At 70.8% G+C, this 20,757-nt stretch carries 18 protein-coding genes; 7 read left to right on the forward strand and 11 right to left on the reverse strand.

The genetic code is table 11. The annotated features are described in order from the left end of the window. Positions 1-5: 5 nt before the first annotated feature. Entirely contained in the window at positions 6-2,162 is a 2,157-nt protein-coding gene (locus tag KSO98_RS00315) for a glycosyltransferase (RefSeq protein ID WP_225282773.1), read from the forward strand. A 33-nt stretch (positions 2,163-2,195) separates the two neighbouring features. Here the strand turns inward: KSO98_RS00315 and KSO98_RS00320 are convergent, their stop codons facing one another. Beyond that, positions 2,196-3,515, reverse strand: coding sequence for a M1 family metallopeptidase (locus KSO98_RS00320; protein WP_225282774.1), 1,320 nt, complete (start codon positions 3,513-3,515; stop codon positions 2,196-2,198). Between the two features lie 113 nt (positions 3,516-3,628). Here KSO98_RS00320 and KSO98_RS00325 point away from each other — a divergent pair, with 113 nt between their 5' ends. Further along, on the forward strand, positions 3,629-4,300 hold the full coding sequence (locus KSO98_RS00325; RefSeq protein WP_225282775.1) for a hypothetical protein: 672 nt from the start codon (positions 3,629-3,631) through the stop codon (positions 4,298-4,300). A gap of 59 nt (positions 4,301-4,359) precedes the next feature. Here KSO98_RS00325 and KSO98_RS00330 read toward each other — a convergent pair whose 3' ends face one another. Beyond that, positions 4,360-8,193 (reverse strand): Pls/PosA family non-ribosomal peptide synthetase, encoded by a 3,834-nt coding sequence (locus tag KSO98_RS00330; RefSeq protein WP_225282776.1) that lies wholly within the window; start codon positions 8,191-8,193, stop codon positions 4,360-4,362. 126 nt (positions 8,194-8,319) lie between these two features. Here KSO98_RS00330 and KSO98_RS00335 point away from each other — a divergent pair, with 126 nt between their 5' ends. From KSO98_RS00335 to KSO98_RS00350, 4 genes are all read left to right on the forward strand, one after another. After that, entirely contained in the window at positions 8,320-9,804 is a 1,485-nt protein-coding gene (locus tag KSO98_RS00335) for a S1C family serine protease (protein ID WP_225282777.1), read from the forward strand. Positions 9,805-9,874: 70 nt separating this feature from the next. Next, the gene (locus tag KSO98_RS00340) at positions 9,875-11,245 is read left to right on the forward strand and encodes a dihydrolipoyl dehydrogenase family protein (protein WP_225282778.1); all 1,371 of its coding nucleotides are present in this window, start codon (positions 9,875-9,877) and stop codon (positions 11,243-11,245) included. A gap of 11 nt (positions 11,246-11,256) precedes the next feature. After that, positions 11,257-12,183, forward strand: a complete 927-nt coding sequence (locus tag KSO98_RS00345; protein WP_225282779.1) for an alpha/beta hydrolase — start codon at positions 11,257-11,259, stop codon at positions 12,181-12,183. A gap of 52 nt (positions 12,184-12,235) precedes the next feature. Continuing rightward, on the forward strand, positions 12,236-13,552 hold the full coding sequence (locus KSO98_RS00350; protein WP_225282780.1) for a cytochrome P450: 1,317 nt from the start codon (positions 12,236-12,238) through the stop codon (positions 13,550-13,552). On the opposite strand, the gene KSO98_RS00355 is transcribed toward KSO98_RS00350, so the two are convergent. Further along, the gene (locus tag KSO98_RS00355) at positions 13,549-14,199 is read right to left on the reverse strand and encodes a class I SAM-dependent methyltransferase (RefSeq protein ID WP_225282781.1); all 651 of its coding nucleotides are present in this window, start codon (positions 14,197-14,199) and stop codon (positions 13,549-13,551) included. The genes KSO98_RS00350 and KSO98_RS00355 overlap by 4 nt on opposite strands. Continuing rightward, positions 14,196-15,035, reverse strand: coding sequence for a tRNA pseudouridine(38-40) synthase TruA (truA, locus tag KSO98_RS00360; RefSeq protein WP_225282782.1), 840 nt, complete (start codon positions 15,033-15,035; stop codon positions 14,196-14,198). The genes KSO98_RS00355 and truA overlap by 4 nt, the downstream gene beginning before the upstream one ends. 188 nt (positions 15,036-15,223) lie before the next feature. Between truA and KSO98_RS00365 the strand changes: the two genes are divergently transcribed. Next, complete coding sequence (locus tag KSO98_RS00365; RefSeq protein WP_225282783.1) at positions 15,224-15,799, forward strand: hypothetical protein; 576 nt, start codon at positions 15,224-15,226, stop codon at positions 15,797-15,799. Between the two features lie 66 nt (positions 15,800-15,865). Here the strand turns inward: KSO98_RS00365 and KSO98_RS18355 are convergent, their stop codons facing one another. From KSO98_RS18355 to rpmJ, 7 genes are all read right to left on the reverse strand, one after another. Next, the gene (locus tag KSO98_RS18355) at positions 15,866-16,900 is read right to left on the reverse strand and encodes a methyl-accepting chemotaxis protein (protein WP_308012717.1); all 1,035 of its coding nucleotides are present in this window, start codon (positions 16,898-16,900) and stop codon (positions 15,866-15,868) included. A 202-nt stretch (positions 16,901-17,102) separates the two neighbouring features. Then, complete coding sequence (gene rplQ, locus KSO98_RS00375) at positions 17,103-17,660, reverse strand: 50S ribosomal protein L17 (protein WP_225282784.1); 558 nt, start codon at positions 17,658-17,660, stop codon at positions 17,103-17,105. A 114-nt stretch (positions 17,661-17,774) separates the two neighbouring features. Next, positions 17,775-18,791: a DNA-directed RNA polymerase subunit alpha gene (locus KSO98_RS00380; RefSeq protein WP_225282785.1), complete on the reverse strand. Its 1,017-nt coding sequence runs from the start codon at positions 18,789-18,791 to the stop codon at positions 17,775-17,777. A 115-nt stretch (positions 18,792-18,906) separates the two neighbouring features. Further along, positions 18,907-19,515, reverse strand: coding sequence for a 30S ribosomal protein S4 (rpsD, locus tag KSO98_RS00385; RefSeq protein ID WP_225282786.1), 609 nt, complete (start codon positions 19,513-19,515; stop codon positions 18,907-18,909). Positions 19,516-19,547: 32 nt separating this feature from the next. Next, complete coding sequence (gene rpsK / locus KSO98_RS00390) at positions 19,548-19,955, reverse strand: 30S ribosomal protein S11 (RefSeq protein WP_225282787.1); 408 nt, start codon at positions 19,953-19,955, stop codon at positions 19,548-19,550. Positions 19,956-20,032: 77 nt separating this feature from the next. Then, positions 20,033-20,410: a 30S ribosomal protein S13 gene (rpsM, locus tag KSO98_RS00395; RefSeq protein WP_225282788.1), complete on the reverse strand. Its 378-nt coding sequence runs from the start codon at positions 20,408-20,410 to the stop codon at positions 20,033-20,035. Positions 20,411-20,581: 171 nt separating this feature from the next. After that, positions 20,582-20,695, reverse strand: a complete 114-nt coding sequence (gene rpmJ, locus KSO98_RS00400; protein WP_004008316.1) for a 50S ribosomal protein L36 — start codon at positions 20,693-20,695, stop codon at positions 20,582-20,584. Positions 20,696-20,757: the final 62 nt, after the last annotated feature.

The raw sequence follows: 20,757 nt of genomic DNA on the forward strand, positions 1-20,757 counted from the left end.
CACCCATGCCCGATCAGCACCCGGCCCCCGGGGCCGCGCAGCGACCGCTCGTCTCCGTCATCCTGGCGACCTATCAGGGCGCCGACCGGATCGGCACCTGCCTGGACTCGCTGCTCGCCCAGTCCCTGCCCGCCGAGCACTTCGAGATCATCGTGGTGCAGAACGGCCCGGCGTGTGCCACGCCGTCGGTCGTCGCGGCCGTCCAGGAGCGATCGCCGGCCCACACGCTGCGCCTGATCGAGACCACCGAGGCCGGCGCCGCGAACGCCCGCAACCTCGGCCTCGACGCCGCCCGTGGCCGGTTCATCACGATCGTCGACGACGACGACTGGGTCAGCCCCGGGTTCCTGCAGGTGCTGCTCGAGGAGGCGCGGTCACACCAGGTGCCGGCCGCGCTGATGTGCGACATCGCCCCGGATGCGGCGCCCGGCTCCACCGAGGGAAGCCTCGCCAACTACTACAGCAGCCGTCTGCTCGCGTACGCCGGCGAGGCCATCGAGCCCGCCGAGGTGCCCACGACGATGAGCCTGCACGCCGGCAAGCTGCTGCCCGCCGACCTGTGCCGACGGGTCCGGTACGACACCGAGCTGCGCAGCGGGGAGGACTTCGTCTTCCTCGCGAGTCTGCACGCGGCGAGCCCGCACCGCGTCCGCGTCCTCGGACCGGAGTCCGGTGCGCTCTACTACCGCTCCCTGCGCGCCGACAGCGTCTCGCGTCGGGACCTGACCTACGACTTCGCCGTCACCGAGCGGCTCGACTGCATCGCCGCGCTGGGCCGGATCACCGCCGGCGGGGGCCGCCCCCTGCACGACACGTCGATCCAGGTGATCGACGCCCTCGTACGGGCCCAGGCCACCTTCTGCGCGCGCTATCTCGAGGAGAACCCCGACGACCGTGAGCGGGTCGTCGCCGACGCCCGGGGTCGAGCGATCCGCGAGCCGATGTTCTGGTCGACGATCAACCGCGGCCAGGCCCGCGAGATCTCGATGCTCTACCTCTTCCCGCCCTACCAGGACACCAGCGCCCTGGTCGCGGCACGGCGGCTGCGCGCCCACGGGCGGATCACCGACGTGATCAGCCAGGCGACGGACCACAACCGCGACCTGGACCGCTCCTCCCTCCAGATCGCCGCCCGCTTCGTGGGCCAGCACGTCGTGCTGCCCGGCACCGGCGCGGCCCAGTCCTCGTGGTCCCCGACCGTGCGGTGGGCCGAGGACGCCGTGGCCCGCGCGGAGAAGATGGCCAAGGCCAACGGGCGTCCGTACGAGCGGCTCTACACCCGCGCGATGGCCCCGCAGTCGCACTTCGCCGGCGCGTTGATGAAGCTGCGCCACCCGGACATCCGCTGGAGCGCGGAGTTCTCCGACCCGATGCACTACAACGCCTACGGCCAGACGAGGGTCGGGGACATCGGCGAGGCGGGCCAGGACCCGCTGCGCACAGCACTGACCGAGCGCATCGTCGCGGCCGGCTTCGCGCCGCCGAGCACCGACCGGCTCTTCGAGTGGTCGGAGATCGTCGCGTACGCGCTCGCCGACGAGATCGTCTTCACCAACGAGAACCAGCGCCGCTTCATGCTCGACTACACCAGCGACCGGGCCCTGGCGGCGCGCGCCGAGGCGATCTCGACGGTGAGCCACCACCCCACGCTGCCGCCGGAGTTCTACGAGATGGCGGCGTTCGCCGAGGAGCTCGAGCCGGGGACGATCAACATCGCCTACTTCGGCGCGTTCTACCTCACCCGCGGGCTCACCGAGGTCACCACCGCGTTGCAGCACCTGACCTCGGCGGAGCGCCGTGCTGTCCGGCTGCATGTCTACACCGCCGACCCGGCGGCGCTGCGCCTCGAGGCGCTCAGGAGCGGGCTGGCCGACGTGATCCGGCCGCACCACTACCTGCCGTTCCTGGAGTTCCTGGCTGCGACCACGCACTTCGACGGCCTGATCGTCAACGACGCCGCGACGCGGCAGCACCACGACATCAATCCGTACCTGCCCTCGAAGATCTCCGACTACCGCGGGAGCGGGACGCCGATCTGGTCCATCGTGGAGCCGGGAAGCGTGCTCAGCACCCTGCCGACCGCCTATCGCAGCACCTTGGGCGACGTCGAGGGTGCGCTGCGGGTCATCCGCGAGGTCATCGCCGCCGGCCCGCAGCACTGACCGGTCCACAGCACCGCGCGGCCCGCCGCACGGCTAGGGGACCGGCAGCTCGGGCAAGGAGAGCTCGCGCAGCCAGGCGTCGAAGAGCGGCGTCAGGTCGCGGCCGGTGAGCTCGGTGGTGAGCTCCTCGAAGTCGGCCGTCGTCACCGTGCCGCCGTCGTGGCGCGCCACCCAGGTCCGCAGCAGGTCGAAGAACGCCTCGTCGCCGAGTTCGCCGCGCACGGCGTGCAGGGTCAGCGCGCCGCGCTTGTAGACCCGGTCGTCGAACATGTGCTCCGGGCCGGGATCGGCCAGCAGCAGGTCCTGCGGCAGGTCCGCGAGCCGCTCGTGGTGACGTCGGGCCTGGACGTCACAGGTGTCGTAGCCGCCGGCCTCCGACCAGAGCCACTCCGCGTAGCAGGCGAAGCCCTCGTGCAGCCAGATGTCCTTCCACTCGCGCAGGGTGACGGCGTTGCCGAACCACTGGTGGGCCAACTCGTGCGCGACCAGTCGCACTTCGGACCACTCACCGGTGAGGAAGTTGCGCCCGAAGGTCGACAGCGACTGCGACTCCAGCGGGATCTCGAGGTCGTCGTCGGTCACCACGGCGGTGTAGCGGGGGAAGGGATACGGCCCGAAGGCCTCGCTGAAGTAGTCGAGCATCTCGCGCTGGCGGTCGAAGGAGCGCGCGTAGTCGGCGCTCGCCTCCTCGTCCTCGGGGATGGCCCCGTAGATCGGGACGCCGTCCCCGGCGTCCGGCACGAGCCGGTAGCGACCGATCTGCACGGTGGCCAGATAGGTGGCCATCGGCTCGTCCTGCTCGTAGTGCCAGGTCTCCCCGCTCCCCCGCTGCCGGCGGCTGACCAGGGTGCCGTTGGAGACGACCGCGTAGTTCTGCGCCGTGCTCACCCGGATCGAGTACGGCGCCTTGTCGCTGGGCCGGTCGTTGCACGGGAACCAGGACGGGGCGCCGTGCGGCTGACCGGCGACGATCACGCCGTCGGTGAGCTCCTCCCAGCCCGCGTCGCCGTGGTGCGCGAGCACGATCTGGCGCGGCCGGCCGGCGTACCTCACCTGGATCGTGAACGACTGCCCGGAGCGCAGCGCGCGCTTGAGCGTGAGCACGAGCCGGTGGTCGCGGTGGACCCACTTCGCGGGCGCCCTGCCGTCGACGGTGACCTTGGCGACCTGCAGGTAGGCCAGGTCGAGCACGACCCGGTCGGTGTCGGTGTCGGCGACGGCGGTGATCGCCGCCGTCCCGGCGAGCCGGTTGCTCTCCAGGTCGTAGGAGAGGTCCAGGTCGTAGTGCGTGGCACTCCAGGCGAGATCGCCGTGGCCCGGGAGGTACGCGTCGGCGGTCGGCAGGGAGGTCATGGCGCGCCCAGGCTATCCGGACGGCTGGCTAGACCAGTCCGACCCGCCGGTTTCACCGCTCCGGGACCGGGGAAGGTGCACAACACCTGATCCGTCTTTACCTGGGAGTGTCCATGAACATCCGCTCGACGCTCGTCCGCATCGCAGCGCTGGCGCTGGTGGCGGCACCGGTCGCGGTGCTCGCCCCGGCCCCGGCCGCGCATGCTGCCGAGACCCTGACGACGACCACCACCCTGACGCTGTACTACAACCGGACGGTCGCCTACGGCGACACCGTCGATCTCGTCGGCAAGGTCGTCGGCTCCGACACCTACTCGGCGTACGACGGGACCGCCCAGCTGCAGGCGTCCCCGTACCCCTACACGAGCTGGACGACCGTGGCGACGCAGGAGGCCTCCGGCTTCATGCTCTTCAACGACCTGAAGCCGTCGATCAGCACGCACTACCGCCTCGTCTACGGCGGCTTCACCGCGACGGACACCTACTCCGACTCGTACACGCCCTCGACCAGCGCCGTCGTCTCCCAGGCCGTCTCGCGCAAGCTCATCGTCCACAACCACCGGCTGCACCTGTTCGGTGCGGTGAAGCCGGGCGGGCGACTGAAGCTGGTCTTCGCGCGCAAGGCGCACGGCAAGTACCGGCACTGGTTCACCACCAAGACCAAGAAGAACGGCAAGTGGGAGCACACCATCCACGGTGCGATCGGCACCAAGGTGCGCATCAGCGTGCCGGGCGGCCCCGGCTACGCACCCGCCTACCAGTTCGGCTCGATCGTCGCCGGCTGATCCACTCCCCTGTCCCATCGGCCCCTGGTCCCGAGTGAGCCGACCCGCGCGGAGCACGGCTACTCGGCCCAGGGGCCGATCGGATTCCCGATCCATAGCGTCTTGTCGGGCAGGGACTCCCCGCGCATCACCAGCGAGACCGGGCCGACCACGCTGTGCCGCCCGATGGTGGCGGCCGGCAGGATCACCGAGTTCGGTCCGAGGGTCGCGCCGCGCCGCAGCGTGACGGTGTCCAGCGCCAGCATCCGGTCGTGGAAGAGGTGGGTCTGCACGACGGTGCCGCTGTTGACGGTGGCACCGTCGCCGAGGACGACCAGGTCGGTCTCGGGCAGCCAGTGGGTCTCGATCCAGACGCCCTTGCCGATCTGCGCCCCCATCAGGCGGAACCACAGGTTCAGGACCGGGGTGCCACCGACCGCGGCGGTGAACCAGGGCGCGGCCAGCACCTCGACGAACGAGTCGGCCAGCTCGTTGCGCCAGACGAACGAGCTCCACAGCGGGTGCGTGCCCGGGTGCATCCGGCCGACCAGGAGCCACTTCGCGATGACGGCCAGCGCCGCCGCGACGGCGCCGGCCACGGCCAGCAGCGGTCCGGTGAGCAGGAGCGCCACCGCGAGACCGGAGCCGTCCCAGATCCGCAGGAGGGCGTACGCGACGCCCGCCGGCAGCAGCGCACCCAGCGTCGCCGGGACCAGGCGGCACAGCTCGATCAGCGCTCGGAAGAGACGCAACCGGAAGGGCGGGCGGTACGTACGACCGGCGTCGCTCTTCTCCGCCGTCCGCCGCAGCGGCGCGGGCGGGGAGCCGAGGTAGCTCTCGCCGGCGTGCGCCTTCTTGCGTCGCGGGGCGGCGGAGAGGACGGCGACCAGCGACGCCTTGGGCACCTTGCGGCCCGGTGCGGCCATGCCGGAGTTGCCCACGAAGGCACGCTTGCCGATCTTGACCCGCTCCACGCGGACCCACCCGCCGTGCAGCTCGTAGCCGCCGATCAGCGTGTCGTCGGCGAGGAACGCCTCGTCGTTGACCTGGGTGAGGCCGGGGATCATCAGCACGGTCGAGGCCTCGACGTCCTTGCCGACCCGGGCGCCGAGCAGGCGCAGCCAGGTGGGGGTGAGCATCGAGGAGTAGAGCGGGAAGAGCCACGTGCGGGCGTCGTCGAGCACCCGCATCGTCGTCCACACCGCGACGCCGGTGGCGCTGCGGACCGGGTGCACGCCGGGCTTGATCAGCAGCCCGGCGACCCGGACCTCGAGCAGGACCAGGAGGGCGAGGGTGAGGTAGCCGACGAGGACCGCGACCGGGCTCCAGGCGAGGAGGCCGGAGGTGTCGCCGAGGTCGGCCGGGCGGCCGGCGAGCCCGACGGCGGCCACGGTGCCGGCCACGATCGCGACGGCCGGGAGCAGCGCCAGCTCGAGCGCCATCAGGCCGTAGACCACGGCCCACAGGGGCGTACGCCGGGCCCGCTCCTGCCACGGGCCGCGGGCGGCGCGGTTGCCGCGTACGGCCGGCGACCCGGACCAGTACTCGCCGGCCGGCACCGTGCCGAAGACGGCCGATCCGGCCCCGATCTCGGCGTCGGCGCCGATGTCGGCACCGGGCAGGAGCATCGAGCGCGCGCCCACGCGGGCGCCGGTGCCGACGCGGACCTTGCCGAGGTGGACGACGTCGCCCTCGATCCAGTAGCCCGAGAGGTCGACCTCGGGCTCGACCGAGGCGCCTTCGCCGAGCCGGAGCATGCCGGTGACCGGCGGGATGCTGTGCAGATCCACGTTGTCACCGATCCGCGCGCCGAGCAGACGGGCGTACCAGGTCATCAGCGGGGCGCCGGCTAGGCCGAGCGCGCCGATCTCGTCCACCGCGTGGGTGGCCAGCCACAACCGCAGGTGGACCTTGCCGCCGCGCGGATGGTCGCCGGGCGTGATGCCGCGCAGGATGATCCGGGCGGCTGCCGCGGCGAGCAGCATCGTGCCGGGCGGACTCAGGAACAGCAGGATCGCCGGTACGAGCAGCCACCAGCTCGCCCGGGGCAGCGCGGCGACACCGGCGGCGTGCGCCACCGTCGCCGCGAGCGCGGTCCAGGTCAACCAGCGCGGCGCGGCCAGGCAGCGCAGCAGCAGGGTGGCCACGATCTGCCCCACCTGGGTCTTGACCGGCACGACCGGGATCTCCCGGTCCGAGGTGGCGCCGGAGGCGCCCATCGCGTCGAGGTAGGCGGCCAGGTCGCCGAGGCGCGGGTGGTCGTACACGTCGCCCATCGCCATCTCGGGGTGGCGGGCACGGATCAGGGAGACGAGCTGCGCGGCGCTCAGGGAGCCGCCGCCCAGGTCGAAGAAGTCGCCCGCGGGGTCGGTGACGCCGGCGCCGAGGATGTCGTTCCACAGCGCGGCGAGCCAGGTCTCGGTCTCGGTCAGGCCGACGGCGACCTCGGCGCGCGCCGGCAGCGGCCACGGCAGCTGGTCGCGGTCGACCTTGCCGCTGATCCGGGTCGGCAGCTCGTCGACGATCGCGATGCGCGGCACCAGCGCGGCCGGCATCCCCGTGCGCAGCGCCGTGGTCGCGGCCGCCTGGTCGAAGCCGTCGGCGACCGTGACGTAGCCGACCAGCAGGCTGTTGCCGGCCTTGCTCCTGCGGACCGCGGCGGCGGCGCTGATCACGCCGTCGAGCTGGAGCAGCGCGGAGTCGATCTCGCCGAGCTCGATACGGCGGCCGCCGAGCTTGACCTGGTCGTCGGCGCGGCCGCCGAAGAGCAGGCCCTCGGGGTCGTTCACGACGAGATCGCCCGAGCGGTAGGCGCGCTCCCAGCCGAGCGTCGGCATCGGGGCGTACTTCTCGGCGTCCTTGGCGGGGTCGAGGTAGCGGGCCAGGCCGACGCCGCCGATGATCAGCTCACCGGTCTCGCCCGTCGCGACCGGCTCCCCGGACTCGGGATGGACCACGGCCAGGTCCCAGCCCGCGAGCGGCAGTCCGATCCGTACGGGCCCCTCGCCGGTCAGCCGTGCACCGCAGGCGACGACGGTGGCCTCGGTGGGGCCGTAGGTGTTCCACACCTCGCGGCGCGGCGTGACGAGACGTGCGGCGAGCTCGGCGGGGATGGCCTCGCCACCGGTGATGAGCAGGCGCACCCGGTCCAGGGACGCGGGCGGCCACAGCGCGACCAGGGTGGGGACGGTGGAGACGATGGTGATGTTGTTGGCGACCAGCCACGGGCCGACGTCGACGCCGCTGCGGACCAGCGCGCGGGGTGCCGGCACCAGGCAGGCGCCGTAGCGCCAGGCCAGCCAGATCTCCTCACAGCTCGCGTCGAACGCGACCGAGAGGCCGGCCATCACCCGGTCCCCCACGCCGATCGGGTCGTCCTGGAGGAACATCTGCGACTCGGCGTCGACGAAGGCGGCCGCGTTGCGATGCGTGACCGCGACGCCCTTGGGCGTGCCGGTGGACCCGGAGGTGAAGATGACCCACGCATCGTCGTCCGGCGTCGGGTCCTGGGGCTCGACGGGCGACCCGGGTCGCAGCACGGCGATCTGCAGGTCGTTGCCGATGATCGCGGCGACCCGGGCCTCGCCGAAGACGAGCCGGGCCCGCTCCTCCGGGTCGTCGGCGTCGACCGGGACGTACGCCGCACCGGCGAGCAGGATGCCCAGGATGGCGGTGTAGAGCTCGGTGGTGCCGCTCGCGATCCGCACGCCGACCTTGTCGCCGCGCCCGATGCCGGCGTCGTTGAGCTCGGCGGCGACCGCCTCGGCCGCCTCCTCCAGCTCCGCGTAGGTGAGCAGCCCGTTGGCGGCGTCGAGGGCGGGCTCCGCACCGGCCTGCGCGACCGTCGCACGCACGATGTCGACCAGGGTGCGGGGAGCGGGCGCCTCGGCGCCGCGCAGGAGGGGCTCAACCACAGGCGGACCCTTTCGCTCCCAGGTGAACGGCTGGTGACGAAACTAGTGGGTGAGACGGCTTCGGTTTTCGGATCCGCGCAGCACACTTTCAGGGAACCATCAGAGACCGAAGGCAGAGTAAGGCCCATGAGCGACTTCCCTCCCCCGTCGAACGAGCAGCCCCCGGCCGGTGAGCCGACGGGCGAGCCGACCCAGCCTCTCTACGGCGGCCCGTCCTCGCCGCCGCCCCCGCCGCCGACCCAGCACCTCTTCGACGGTTTCGGCACGTTCGCCGCGCAGCAGCCGGCTCCGGCCGCCGCGCCCAGGAAGAAGCGCGGGAAGCGGGCCGGCGCGGTGGCCGGGATCGCGGCCGCAGCCGTCCTGCTCGGCGGCGGCGCCGGCTACGGCGGCGCAGCGCTCTACCACCAGACCAACGACGACGGGGGCGGCAGCGTCTTCGCCTCGACCGGTGACACGTCGAACATCTCCAACCAGACCGCCGCTGCGGACGGCAGCGTCGAGGCCGTCGCCAAGAAGGTGCTCCCCTCGGTGGTCAAGATCGAGGTCGAGGGCTCCTCGGAGGCGGGCTCCGGCTCGGGCATCATCCTCAGCACCGACGGCCTGATCATGACGAACAACCACGTGGTGGAGATCGCCGGCAAGGACGGCACGATCAAGGTCAACTTCAACGACGGCACCCAGGCCGACGCGACCGTGGTCGGCACCGACCCGCTCACCGACACCGCCGTGATCAAGGCATCCGGCGTCTCCGATCTGACCCCGGCCACGATCGGTAAGTCCAGCAACCTCTCGGTCGGTCAGGGTGTCGTGGCGATCGGCTCGCCGTTCGGGCTGGAGTCGACGGTCACCTCCGGCATCGTCAGCGCGCTGGACCGGCCGGTCAACGTCGGCTCCGACAGCGCCGGTAACGCGACCGTGTACCCGGCGATCCAGACCGATGCCGCGATCAACCCCGGCAACTCGGGTGGCGCGCTCGTGGACATGAACGGCAACGTCGTGGGCATCAACGCCTCGATCCGCTCGACCACCTCCTCCAGCAGCGAGGAGGCCGGCTCGATCGGTCTCGGGTTCGCGATCCCGATCGACGAGGTGATGCCGATCATCGAGCAGATGGCGAAGGGCCAGACCCCGACCCACGCGCGTCTCGGCATCTCGGTCTCGAACGTCCCGGCGGCCGGTACGAGCGGGGGCGGCTCGGACAAGAGCCAGCAGGGTGACGGTCAGCAGGGCCAGCAGGGCCAGGGCCAGGGCCAGGGCCAGGGCACGATCCCGGGCTTCCCGGACTTCCCCGGTTTCGGCGGGCAGCAGCCGCAGGGCGGCCAGGGCCAGGGCGGCGGCCAGGGCGATGGTCAGGACGAGTCGGTCTTCACCACGCTCGGCGCGCTGGTGAAGAAGGTCAACGACGGCTCGGCCGCGGCCGACACCGGGATCAAGGCCGGCGACATCATCACCAAGGTCGACGACCACCTCATCATGGGCTCCGACTCGCTGGTCGCGACGGTGCGTGCGTACCGCCCCGGCGACACCGTCACCGTCACCTGGACCCGCGACGGGAAGACCATGACCGGCAAGGTCACCCTCGACTCCGACGCCGAGTCCTCCAGCAGCTGATCGCTCGCAGCTGCACCGCAGCGGCCCGCACCCCGTACCACGGGCTGCGGGCCGCTGCTAGTTTTCCTGCATGGATGCTGACCTCGTCGTCATCGGAACCGGCCCCGGCGGCGAGACGTTGGCCAACCGCGCCGCCACCGCCGGCCTGAAGGTCATCGTGGTGGAGAAGCACCTGGTCGGCGGCGAATGCCCCTACTACGGCTGCATCCCCTCCAAGATGATGCTGCGGGCCGCGCATGCGCTCACCGAGGCGCACCGCGCCGGCGAGCTGGCCGGCACCGTCACCATCGAACCCTCCTTCGCGCCCGTCGCGAAGCGGGTCGCCGAGCAGGCCACCGACCACTGGGACGACACCGTCGCCGTCCGGCGTCTGGAGGATGCCGGCGCCACCGTCATCCACGGCACGGGCCGACTCGACGGCACCCGGCGCGCCGTGATCACGCCCGCCGACGGCTCCGCCGAGATCACGGTCGAGGCCCGGATCGGCGTCGTGCTCAACCCGGGCACCCGCCCGGCCGCACCGCCGATCGACGGGCTCGAGGGCACCCCGTACTGGACCAATCGCGAGGCGCTGCAGGCCACCGAGGCCCCGGCCGAGCTGATCGTCATCGGTGGCGGCCCGATCGGCTGCGAGCTGGCCCAGGTGTTCAGCAGCTTCGGCACCCGCGTCACCATCGTCCAGCGCGGACCTCGGCTCCTGCCCGCCGACGAGCCCGAGGCGAGCGCGGTGCTGGCGAAGGCCTTCGCCGAGGAGGGCGTCCGGGTCCTCACCGACGCCGAGTCGACGAGCGTCTCGTACGAGGACGGCCGCTTCACCCTCACCCTCGCCGACGGGCAGACCGCCACCGGCGACCGGCTCCTGGTCGCCGCCGGCCGCACCCAGAACACGGACGGCCTCGGTCTCGAGTCGGTCGGCATCGACCCGCGTGCCATCGCCGTCGACGAGTGGATGCGAGCCGGGGGTGACGACGCGGGTCTGTGGATCATCGGGGACGTCACCGGGCACGGCGCCTTCACCCACATGTCGATGTACCAGGCCGACATCGCGTTCCGGTCCATCACCGGCGCCGGCGGGTTCACGGCGGAGTACCACGCCGTCCCACACGCCACCTTCACCGATCCGGAGGTCGGCGGCGTCGGCCTCACCGAGGCGGCCGCCCGCGCGGCCGGGCTCGCCGTCCGTACGGGCAGCGCCGACCTCGGTGCCTCCTCGCGGGGCTTCACCCACGGGCCGGGGGCGGTCGGGCTGATCAAGCTCGTCGAGGCAGACGGCGTCCTCGTGGGCGCGACCGCGGTCGGTCCGGCCGGCGGGGAGATCCTCGGGCTGCTCGCGCTGGCGGTCCACGCCCGCATCCCGACCACGACGCTCGCCTCGATGATCTACGCCTACCCGACGTTCCATCGCACCATCTCCAGCGCGATCGACGACCTGCACTCCTGAGGAGCCCCGAGATGCCATTGGACCCCGAGCTCGCCACCCTGCTCGCCTTCCTGCAATCCGCCGGCACCCCGCCGATGTCGCAGCAGACGCCCGCGGAGGCGCGCGCCGGCTTCCGGACGCTCAGCGTCGACCTCCGCGACCCGTCTCTGCTCCCGGAGATGGCGAAGGTCGAGGACAGCACCGTGCCCGGCCCGGCCGGCGAGATCGCGATCCGGATCTACCGCCCGATCACCGACAAGCCGGCCCTGCCGACCGTCGCGTTCTTCCACGGCGGCGGCTGGGTGATCGGCGACCTCGACACCCACGACCTGACCTGCCGCACGATCGCGCGCGACAGCGAGACGGTGGTGGTCTCGGTCGACTACCGCCTCGCGCCGGAGCACCCGTACCCGGCTGCGGTCGAGGACGCCTTGGCCTCGGCGAGCTGGATCGCCGAGCACCTCGCCGATCTGGGCGGCAACGACGTCCTCGGCGTCGCGGGCGACTCGGCCGGTGGCAACCTGTCGGCGGTGGTCGCGCAGGAGCTGCGCGACCGGGTCAGTGCTCAGCTGCTGATCTACCCTGCGACCGACGTGCCCGGCGAGTACGCCTCGCGCACCGAGAACGCCGAGGGCTTCTTCCTCGACCTCGACTCGATGATGTGGTTCGTCCAGCAGTACGTCCCGGCCGACGCCGACCTCACGGCCGCGCGGCTCTCGCCGCTCTACGGCGACCTGACCGGTCTCGCACCGGCCGTCGTCGTGGTCGCCGAGCTCGACCCGCTGCGCGATGAGGGCAAGGCGTACGCCGACGCCCTCGCGGCCGCCGGGGTGCCTGTCACCCTGCGCGCCTTCGACAGCCTCATCCACGGCTTCATCGACATGGGCCGCCACTCCCGGGCGGCCCAGGCGGCCGTCGCCGAGACGTGCGCCCTCTTCCGGGAGCTCCTGCATCCGTGATCAGGGACAACCCCCATGGAAATCGCCAGGTGGGGCAGGGAAGACTGGCACCATGGTGACGGTGGGGATCAAGGAACGGGTCCGCAAGCTGGCCTTGCGCTGGGCGATGCGTGGCAAGAGCTCGGTGATGCCCGACATCACGACCCTGCGCAAGGTGCCCGAGCACATCACCTACCCGCTGCGGCGTGAGGGCGCCGACCCCGTGCCCGCGCTCGCCGAGGCCCGGGAGCAGGGCCCGGTGACGCTGCTGGGCAACGTACTCGGCCTCGACATCTTCCTGGTGACCTCGTACGCGGCGGCCAAGAAGGTGCTCGCCGACTCGAGCGCGTACTCCAACGACATGCGTCACCTGCTCGGCAGCAAGCCGCGCAGCGAGGCCGACGAGATCGGTGGCCTCGGCTTCACCGACGCGCCCGACCACACCCGGCTGCGGGGTCTGCTGACGCCGGAGTTCACCATGCGCCGCCTGCAGCGCCTGCAGGAGCCGATCGACCGGATCGTCGAGGAGGCCCTGGACCGGATGGCCGCCGGCGGCACCGGACCCGACGCGGTGGTCGACCTCGCCGACTCCTTCGGCTTCGAGGTGCCCTTCCAGGTCATCTGCGAGCTGCTCGGCCTGCCGACCGATGTCCGCGACGAGTTCCACGCCCTGGGCGCGGCCCGCTTCGACATCAGCGAGGGCGGCGTCGGGGCGTTCGGCGCCACCGCCGGCACCCGTACGTTCCTCATCGACCAGGTCCGCCGCCAGCGCACCCACCCCGGCGACGGGCTGATCGGCGAGATCATCCGCACCCGTGGCGACGAGTTCAGCGACCTGGAGCTCGGCGGCCTGGCCGACGGCGCGTTCATCGGCGGCTACGAGACCTCGGCGGCGATGCTCTCGATGGGCACCTACGTCCTGCTCCAGCGCCCCGAGATGTACGAGCTGCTCCGCACCGGGGACGCCGACGCGGTCAACAGCATCATCGACGAGCTGCTGCGCTACCTGTGCCCGGTCCAGATCGCCTTCCCGCGCTTCGCCCGCGAGGACCACGACCTCTTCGGCACCCACGTCGCCAAGGGCTCCGTCGTGGTCGTCTCGCTGTCGGGGGCCAACCGCGACCCCGAGGCGATGCCCGCCCCCGAGGACTTCGACCTGCGCAACCGCGCGACCTCGCACCTGGCCTTCGGCCACGGCATGCACCGCTGCGTGGGCGCGGAGCTGGCGCGGATGGAGATGCGCGCGGCGCTGACCGCCCTCTCGCGTCGCTTCCCCAACCTCGCGATGGCGACCGACGACCCGGGCGAGCTCGGCTTCCGCGACCTGTCGATCGTCTACGGCCTCGACCGGCTCCCGGTGGCGCTCGACCGCAGCAACGTGTCGGTCTAGGCGCTTCGCGCCTGACGCCGCGTCTCCAGCACCCGGAAGCCCTTCGCCGAGGCGATCCGAGTGGTCGGGTAGCCCTGCTCCCCCAGCCAGCGCTGGAGGCTGTCGGCGCCGAGGTTCTTGCCGACGACCATCACGGCGCGCCCCTCGGGTCGCAGTCGCGGCAGCCAGGTCAGCAGCAGCTCGTGCAGTGCCTCCTTGCCGATCCGGATCGGCGGGTTGCTCCAGATCTCGTCGTACGTGTCCGCAGGGTCGATCTGGCCGGGCGTAGCGGCCCGGTAGCGGTCGGCGACCGCGAGCCTCTCGGCGTTCTCGTTGGCCAGCAGCACGGCACGCTCGTTGACGTCCACAGCAGTGATCTCGGCGTCGAGGACGACCTTCGCGATCGCCAGCCCGATGATCCCGTAGCCACAGCCCAGGTCGAGGATGCGCCCGGGGGACGGCGGCTCGGTCTCCCGGAAGAGGATCGCGGTGCCGACGTCGAGACGGCCCTTGGCGAAGACACCGGAGCCGCTGGTCAGCCGCAGCTCGGTGTCCCACACCTCGGTCTCGACCGGGATCCGCTCGAAGGGGACGCTCGGATCCGCGGAGAAGTAGTGCTCCCCCGGGGTCTCGGTCTCGTCCGCCCCGGAATCGTGCTCAGTGCTCACGAGAGCTCGCTCTCCTGTCGTCGGTTGCGGGTGATCAGCAGCCTGCCCTCGAGCTCGTCATCGCTGGGGTAGCCGACCTCCTCGAGCGTGAGGCCGCGCGGTGAGGCGATGTGGATGTCGGAGGAGCGGATGGCCTTGGCCAGCATCTCGCCGGCCCAGGTGACGTCCTTGCGCCCCTCGCCGATCGCGATCAGGCATCCCACCAGCGAGCGCACCATCGAGTGGCAGAACGCGTCGGCGAGCACCGTCATGGTGGCGATCCCGACGTCGTCGCGCTCCCACGTCAGCCGCTCGATGCGGCGGATGCTGGTGGCGCCCTCCCGGTGCTTGCAGAAGCTGGTGTAGTCGTTGAGCCCGATCAGGTCGGCCGCGGCGGTGTTCATCACGGCCAGGTCGAGTGGGCGCGGCCAGTGCAGCACGTGGTTGCGGGTGAGGGGGTCGTACGCCGCCGGGCCGTCCGCGACCCGGTAGGCGTAGCGACGCCAGAGCGCGGAGAAGCGGGCATCGAACGCCTCGGGCGCCACGCGCACCGCATGCACCCGTACGTCCGCATCCAGGATGCCGTTGAGCTTGCGCACCAGCGCTGCCTCAGGGGTGGCGGCCGCGCGGCCGGCCGCCTTGAGGAAGACGGCCTCGTCGAGATCGAGGTGGATCACCTGACCGCGGGCGTGCACCCCGGTGTCCGTACGGCCCGCGCAGGTCACCCAGACCTCGTCGAGGCGCAACGCCATCGCGAGCGCCCGGTGCACCTCACCCTGCACGGTGCGGAGGTCCGGCTGGAGGGCCCAGCCATGGAAGCTGGTCCCGTCGTACGACAGGTCGATCCGGATCCGCACGCCCCGATCCTCCCATCCCCCCACCATCTGATGGATCACAGGGCATCGAGCCCCTACTCCAGGGGTTGGCGTTCCTCCTCTTTTCGCGGCATGCCTGTAACGCCCCGGCCATCTCGCGACAGGCCCGAGTGCCAGGCAGGACCGGGCGAGGCCCGGTCCTGCACCGTCTCGATCTTGGGAGACAGCACATGAACAAGTTCACTCGCGTTCTCGGCACCACCCTGGCCGGCGCCGCACTCGTCGGCGGCTCGGCCGTCGCGGCCGACGCACACGGCGCGCACCGCGACGGCTTCGGGGGCCACCACTCGGCCCCGGCCTCCGGGCCGTTCAGCGCCGCGCAGGCCTACCACCAGTTCGCCGGCTTCTCGCGCCACCACGGTGACGGCGAGGGCCGCTTCAACCTCGGCCCGAGCTTCAACCACCGCTGGTTCCACAAGCACTACGGCGGTCACCGCCACCACGCCTGGTCGTTCGCGGATCGCCAGGCCGCCATCGTGGCGAAGCTGACCCGGGCCGACGATCGGCTCACCCGTCTGATCGGCTACCTCAGCGACCAGGCCGCGGCCGACCCGCAGGGCTGGGAGGCCGCCGTGCTGCCCTCCCTGCAGGCGCAGCAGACCAGGCTCGAGACGCTGATCGACGCCGTCAAGGCCGCGACCAACGACGACGAGCTGAAGGCCGCCTTCCAGGCAGCCTTCCCGAAGCCGACCCCGCCGACCACTCCGACGCCGTCGCCGGCGCCCACCACGGCGCCGACCGTCTGACGATCGGCCGGTAGCGCGCAGAAGCCCTCCCACGCTCGGCGCGGGAGGGCTTCTGCGCCTCTGGGGTCAGGCAGATGCCGGCGGCCGCTGCTCGATCACGCCGTACCAGCCCAGCCCCGCGTAGGTCTCGTAGCCCAGTGTGAGGGCGTAGCCCACCATCGCTCCCCCGGGTCGCTGGAAGACGCCGCGCTCGCGTCCGCCGTCGCGGCGCAGGTCGATGCGCTCGGTGAGCAGACCGGCGCCGTCGGAGGCGGCGATCACGGTGAGACGGTGGTCGACGAGCATCACCCTCGTCCGGGCGGCGTCCTCGGGGGTCAGGTCCATCGACGTGACGATGCCGTGGGCCTGCGGGGCGAAGTCGAAGAAGATGCCGAGGGCGCCGATCACCTCGCCGTCCTCGCGTCCTGCCTTGCGCACCGCCGTGGAGTAGGTCGCCACCGTGGCGCCACGCAGCCGCTGGTTGGTGGCGACGTCGACGACGGCGAACTCGGTGCCGTCGGAGGTCGCGATCGCGTCCCGGAACCAGGGCTCACCCGACACGTCGGCGCCGAGCACGCCGGGGTAGGCCTCCGGACGGCCGCTGGCGATCACCCGACCGTGCCGGTCTGCGATCCACAGGTCGAGGTAGACGGTGTAGGAGCCGAGGATCGTGGCGAGACGCTCGCTCGCGTACGCGGTGGTCTCCGGGGTCGGTTCGGCACAGGCCTCGACCACCGCCGAGTCGGTCGCCCACCAGCGCACGTCGCAGGAGCGCTCGTACAGGTTGCGGTCGATCAGGTCGATCACGTGCAATGCGAGGTCGGAGAGCCGGGTGCCGCGCACGTGCCAGACCAGCTGCTCACCGAGCTGCTCGAGCTCGGCCACCAGCGGCGCGAGCTCGGCGTCGAGCTGCGCGGAGAGATCCTGGACGGTCGAGGCGACGCTGGAGACCTCTTGCGCGACGACCCCGAAGCCGCGGCCGGCCTCCCCGGCGCGCGCGGCCTCGATCTTGGCGTTGAGCGCCAGCATCTTGGTCGCCGCCGCGACCCGGCTGACGCTGCCCAGCTTCTCCTTGGTCAGCTCGGCGACGGCCCCGGCGATCTTCTGCACGCGTTCTGGCATGCACAGAAGGTAAAGATCGATTGTTACGGCGACGTTGTGGGCTCGTTGAGACCCCGAGACCGTTGCGCCGCACATGACACGAGGCCCGCCACCCAGTGGGTGACGGGCCTCGCAGGCGATCAGGATCGCTCAGACCGGCGTCGCTTCGCGACGCGCCTTCCGTTCCTCGGCGTCACGAACAAGTTCGTACGCCTCGGGCGCGTCAGGCCTCGGGCGTCTCCTCGGCGGCGGCCTCAGCGGCAGCCTCCGGGGTCGCCTCGTCAGCGATCGCGGCAGCCTCGGCGCCGTCAACGGCCTCGAGCTCCTCGACGGCGTCCGCCGGGGTCTCCTCGACCGGAGCCTCGGCCTGGGGGGCCTCGGCCTTGGCCGGAGCGGCCTTCTTGGTGGCCGGCTTCGGGTTGTACGCCTCGGTCACCAGCTCGATCACGGCCATCGGCGCGTTGTCACCCTTGCGGGGGCCGATCTTCGTGATGCGGGTGTAACCACCGGGACGCTCCGAGAAGGTCGGGGCGATCTCGGTGAAGAGGACGTGGACGACACCCTTGTCGCGGACGGTCTTGAGGACCTCGCGACGGTTGTGGATGTCACCCTTCTTCGCCTTGGTGATCAGCTTCTCCGCCAGCGGACGAAGGGTGCGAGCCTTCGCCTCGGTGGTGGTGATGCGACCGTGCTCGAACAGGGCCGTGGCCAGGTTCGAGAGGATCAGCTTCTGGTGGGCCGGGCTACCGCCGAGGCGGGCGCCCTTCTTCGGAGTAGGCATGACGCCTTCCTTTCGTATCCGGCCGTGTCAGGTACCGGGTCGACCGGGGAGATCCCCGGATTTGTTGCCCGGGGCGGCGGTCGCCGCCCCGGGATCAGGCTGGTGATCGAAAGATCAGTACTGCTCGTCCTCGACGAACGCGTCGTCGTCATCGTCGCCGTAGGCGGCGAGGGCGGCGGACGGGTCGAAGCCCGGAGCGCTGTCCTTGAGGGACAGGCCCATCTCGTGCAGCTTCGCCTTGACCTCGTCGATCGACTTGGCACCGAAGTTGCGGATGTCGAGCAGGTCCTGCTCCGAGCGGCTGATGAGCTCACCCACGGTGTGGATGCCCTCGCGCTTGAGGCAGTTGTACGAGCGGACCGTGAGCTGCAGGTCCTCGACCGGCAGGGCCAGGTCGGCGGCGAGCGCCTCGTCCACCGGCGAGGGGCCGATGTCGATGCCCTCGGCCTCGACGTTGAGCTCACGGGCGAGGCCGAAGAGCTCGACGAGGGTCTTACCGGCCGACGCGACGGCGTCCGACGGACGGATCGACGGCTTGGTCTCGACGTCGATGACCAGCTTGTCGAAGTCGGTGCGCTGCTCGACTCGGGTGGCCTCGACCTTGTACGACACCTTCAGCACGGGGCTGTAGATCGAGTCGACCGGGATGCGGCCGATCTCGTTGTCGGCGCCCTTGTTCTGGACCGCGGAGACGTAGCCGCGGCCACGCTCGACGACCAGCTCGAGGTCGAGCTTGCCCTTGTCCGAGAGGGTGGCGAGCTTCAGGTCGGGGTTGTGCACCTCGACACCGGCCGGCGGCGCGATGTCCGCCGCGGTGACGTCACCGGCACCCGACTTGCGCAGGTACATGGTGACGGGCTCGTCGTGCTCCGAGGAGACGACCAGGCCCTTGAGGTTGAGGATGATCTCGGTGACATCCTCCTTGACTCCCTCGATGGTGGAGAACTCGTGGAGCACGCCGTCGATCTTGATGCTGGTGACGGCGGCACCCGGGATCGAGGAGAGGAGGGTACGACGAAGGGAGTTGCCCAGCGTGTAACCGAAGCCCGGCTCGAGGGGCTCGATCACGAAGCGCGAGCGGAACTCGTCGACGGTCTCTTCCGACAGGGTGGGGCGCTGTGCGATAAGCACTGATTCTTTCCTTCCCGGACCTACCCGCTATTTGACAGGCCCGAACTTCAAAGGGTGACGGAAGTGGAGTTGCCGCCGCCCCGGACAAGACTATCCGGGACGGCGGCGAGGTACATCAGAGCTTCGAGTAGTACTCGACGATGAGCTGCTCCTGGACCGGGATGTCGATCTGCGCCCGGACGGGAAGCGAGTGCACGAGGATCCGCATGCGGTTCGGGAAAGCCTCGAGCCACGCCGGAACGACGCGCTCGCCGTGGGTCTCGCGAGCCACGAGGAACGGGGTCATCTCCCACGACTTCTCCCGCACGTCGATGACGTCGTGCGCCTCGACCTGGTAGGAGGGGATGTTGACCTTCTTGCCGTTGACCAGGAAGTGGCCGTGGACCACGAGCTGGCGGGCGTGACGACGCGTACGGGCGAAGCCGGCGCGGTAGACCACGTTGTCGAGGCGACCCTCGAGCAGCGCGAGCAGGTTGTCACCGGTCTTGCCGTCGCGGCGCTTGGCCTCGGCGTAGTAGTTGGCGAACTGCTTCTCGAGGATGCCGTAGGAGTAGCGAGCCTTCTGCTTCTCCTGGAGCTGCGAGCGGTACTCGCTCTCCTTGATGCGGGCGCGGCCGTGCTGGCCGGGCGGGTAGGGACGCTTCTCGAAAGCTGCGTCGCCACCGACGAGGTCCACGCCGAGACGGCGGGACTTCTTGCTCATGGGGCCGGTGTAACGGGCCATGTCTCAGTCTCCTTTTTCAGTCTCGGTAGGGATCAAACGCGGCGGCGCTTGGGCGGGCGGCAGCCGTTGTGCGGGGTCGGCGTGACGTCCTGGATAGTGCCGACCTCGAGGCCGATGGCACCCAGCGAACGGATCGCGGTCTCGCGGCCCGAACCCGGACCCTTCACGAAGACGTCGATCTTCTTCATGCCGTGGTCCATCGCACGACGACCAGCGGCCTCAGCGGCCATCTGAGCGGCGAACGGGGTCGACTTACGCGAACCCTTGAAGCCGACGGTGCCGGCCGACGCCCACGAGATGACGGCACCCGTGGGGTCCGTGATCGTGACGATCGTGTTGTTGAACGTGCTCTTGATGTGGGCCTCGCCCTGAGCGACGTTCTTCTTCTCCTTGCGGCGGATCTTGGTCTTCGCCGCAGCCTGACGGCTCTTCGGAGGCATGCATTAACTCCTGTGTTGGCTGGTCTATGAGATCTGCTTGAAGAAAGCTCTGTGATCAACGTCCTGAGGACGTCAGATCACTTGGCCTTCTTCTTGCCGGCGACGGTGCGCTTCGGACCCTTGCGGGTACGAGCGTTGGTCTTGGTGCGCTGGCCGCGGACCGGAAGGCCCATGCGGTGACGGCGACCCTGATAGCTGCCGATCTCGATCTTGCGGCGGATGTCGGCCTGAACTTCACGACGGAGGTCACCCTCGATCGTGAGGTTGCGACCCTCGATCTCGCGCTGAAGCTTGACCAGCTCTTCCTCGGAAAGCGCGTGGACGCGGGTGTTGCCATCAACACCGGTCGCGGCCAGGAGCTCCTTGGAGGTGGTACGGCCGATGCCGTAGATGTACGTAAGGGCGATCTCCACGCGCTTCTCGCGCGGAAGGTCGACACCAACGAGGCGTGCCATGGTGTTCCTTCTCTGTTATCGCCAGAGGTGTCGGTCGACGTACGTCTCGGGGTGGCGCCCCGGGCTCCGGCCTCTGGTCCGAAGGTGATTCGGATCCCGACTCGCGTCGGGTCCTAGTACGTCGATGAGATTCAGTTGTGTTGCGAGCGAGCCAGGGCCGAAGCCCTGTGCTCAGCCCTGCCGCTGCTTGTGGCGCGGGTTCTCGCAGATCACCATGACGCGGCCGTGGCGACGAATCACCTTGCACTTGTCACAGATCGGCTTGACGCTCGGGTTGACCTTCATGTCAGCCCTTTCTGATCGTTCCGGCTGGGACGTGCGCTCTGCGCACACGGCTCCCTCGCTCG

This window comes from Nocardioides nematodiphilus (genome assembly GCF_020216525.1).
Lineage (GTDB): Bacteria > Actinomycetota > Actinomycetes > Propionibacteriales > Nocardioidaceae > Nocardioides > Nocardioides nematodiphilus.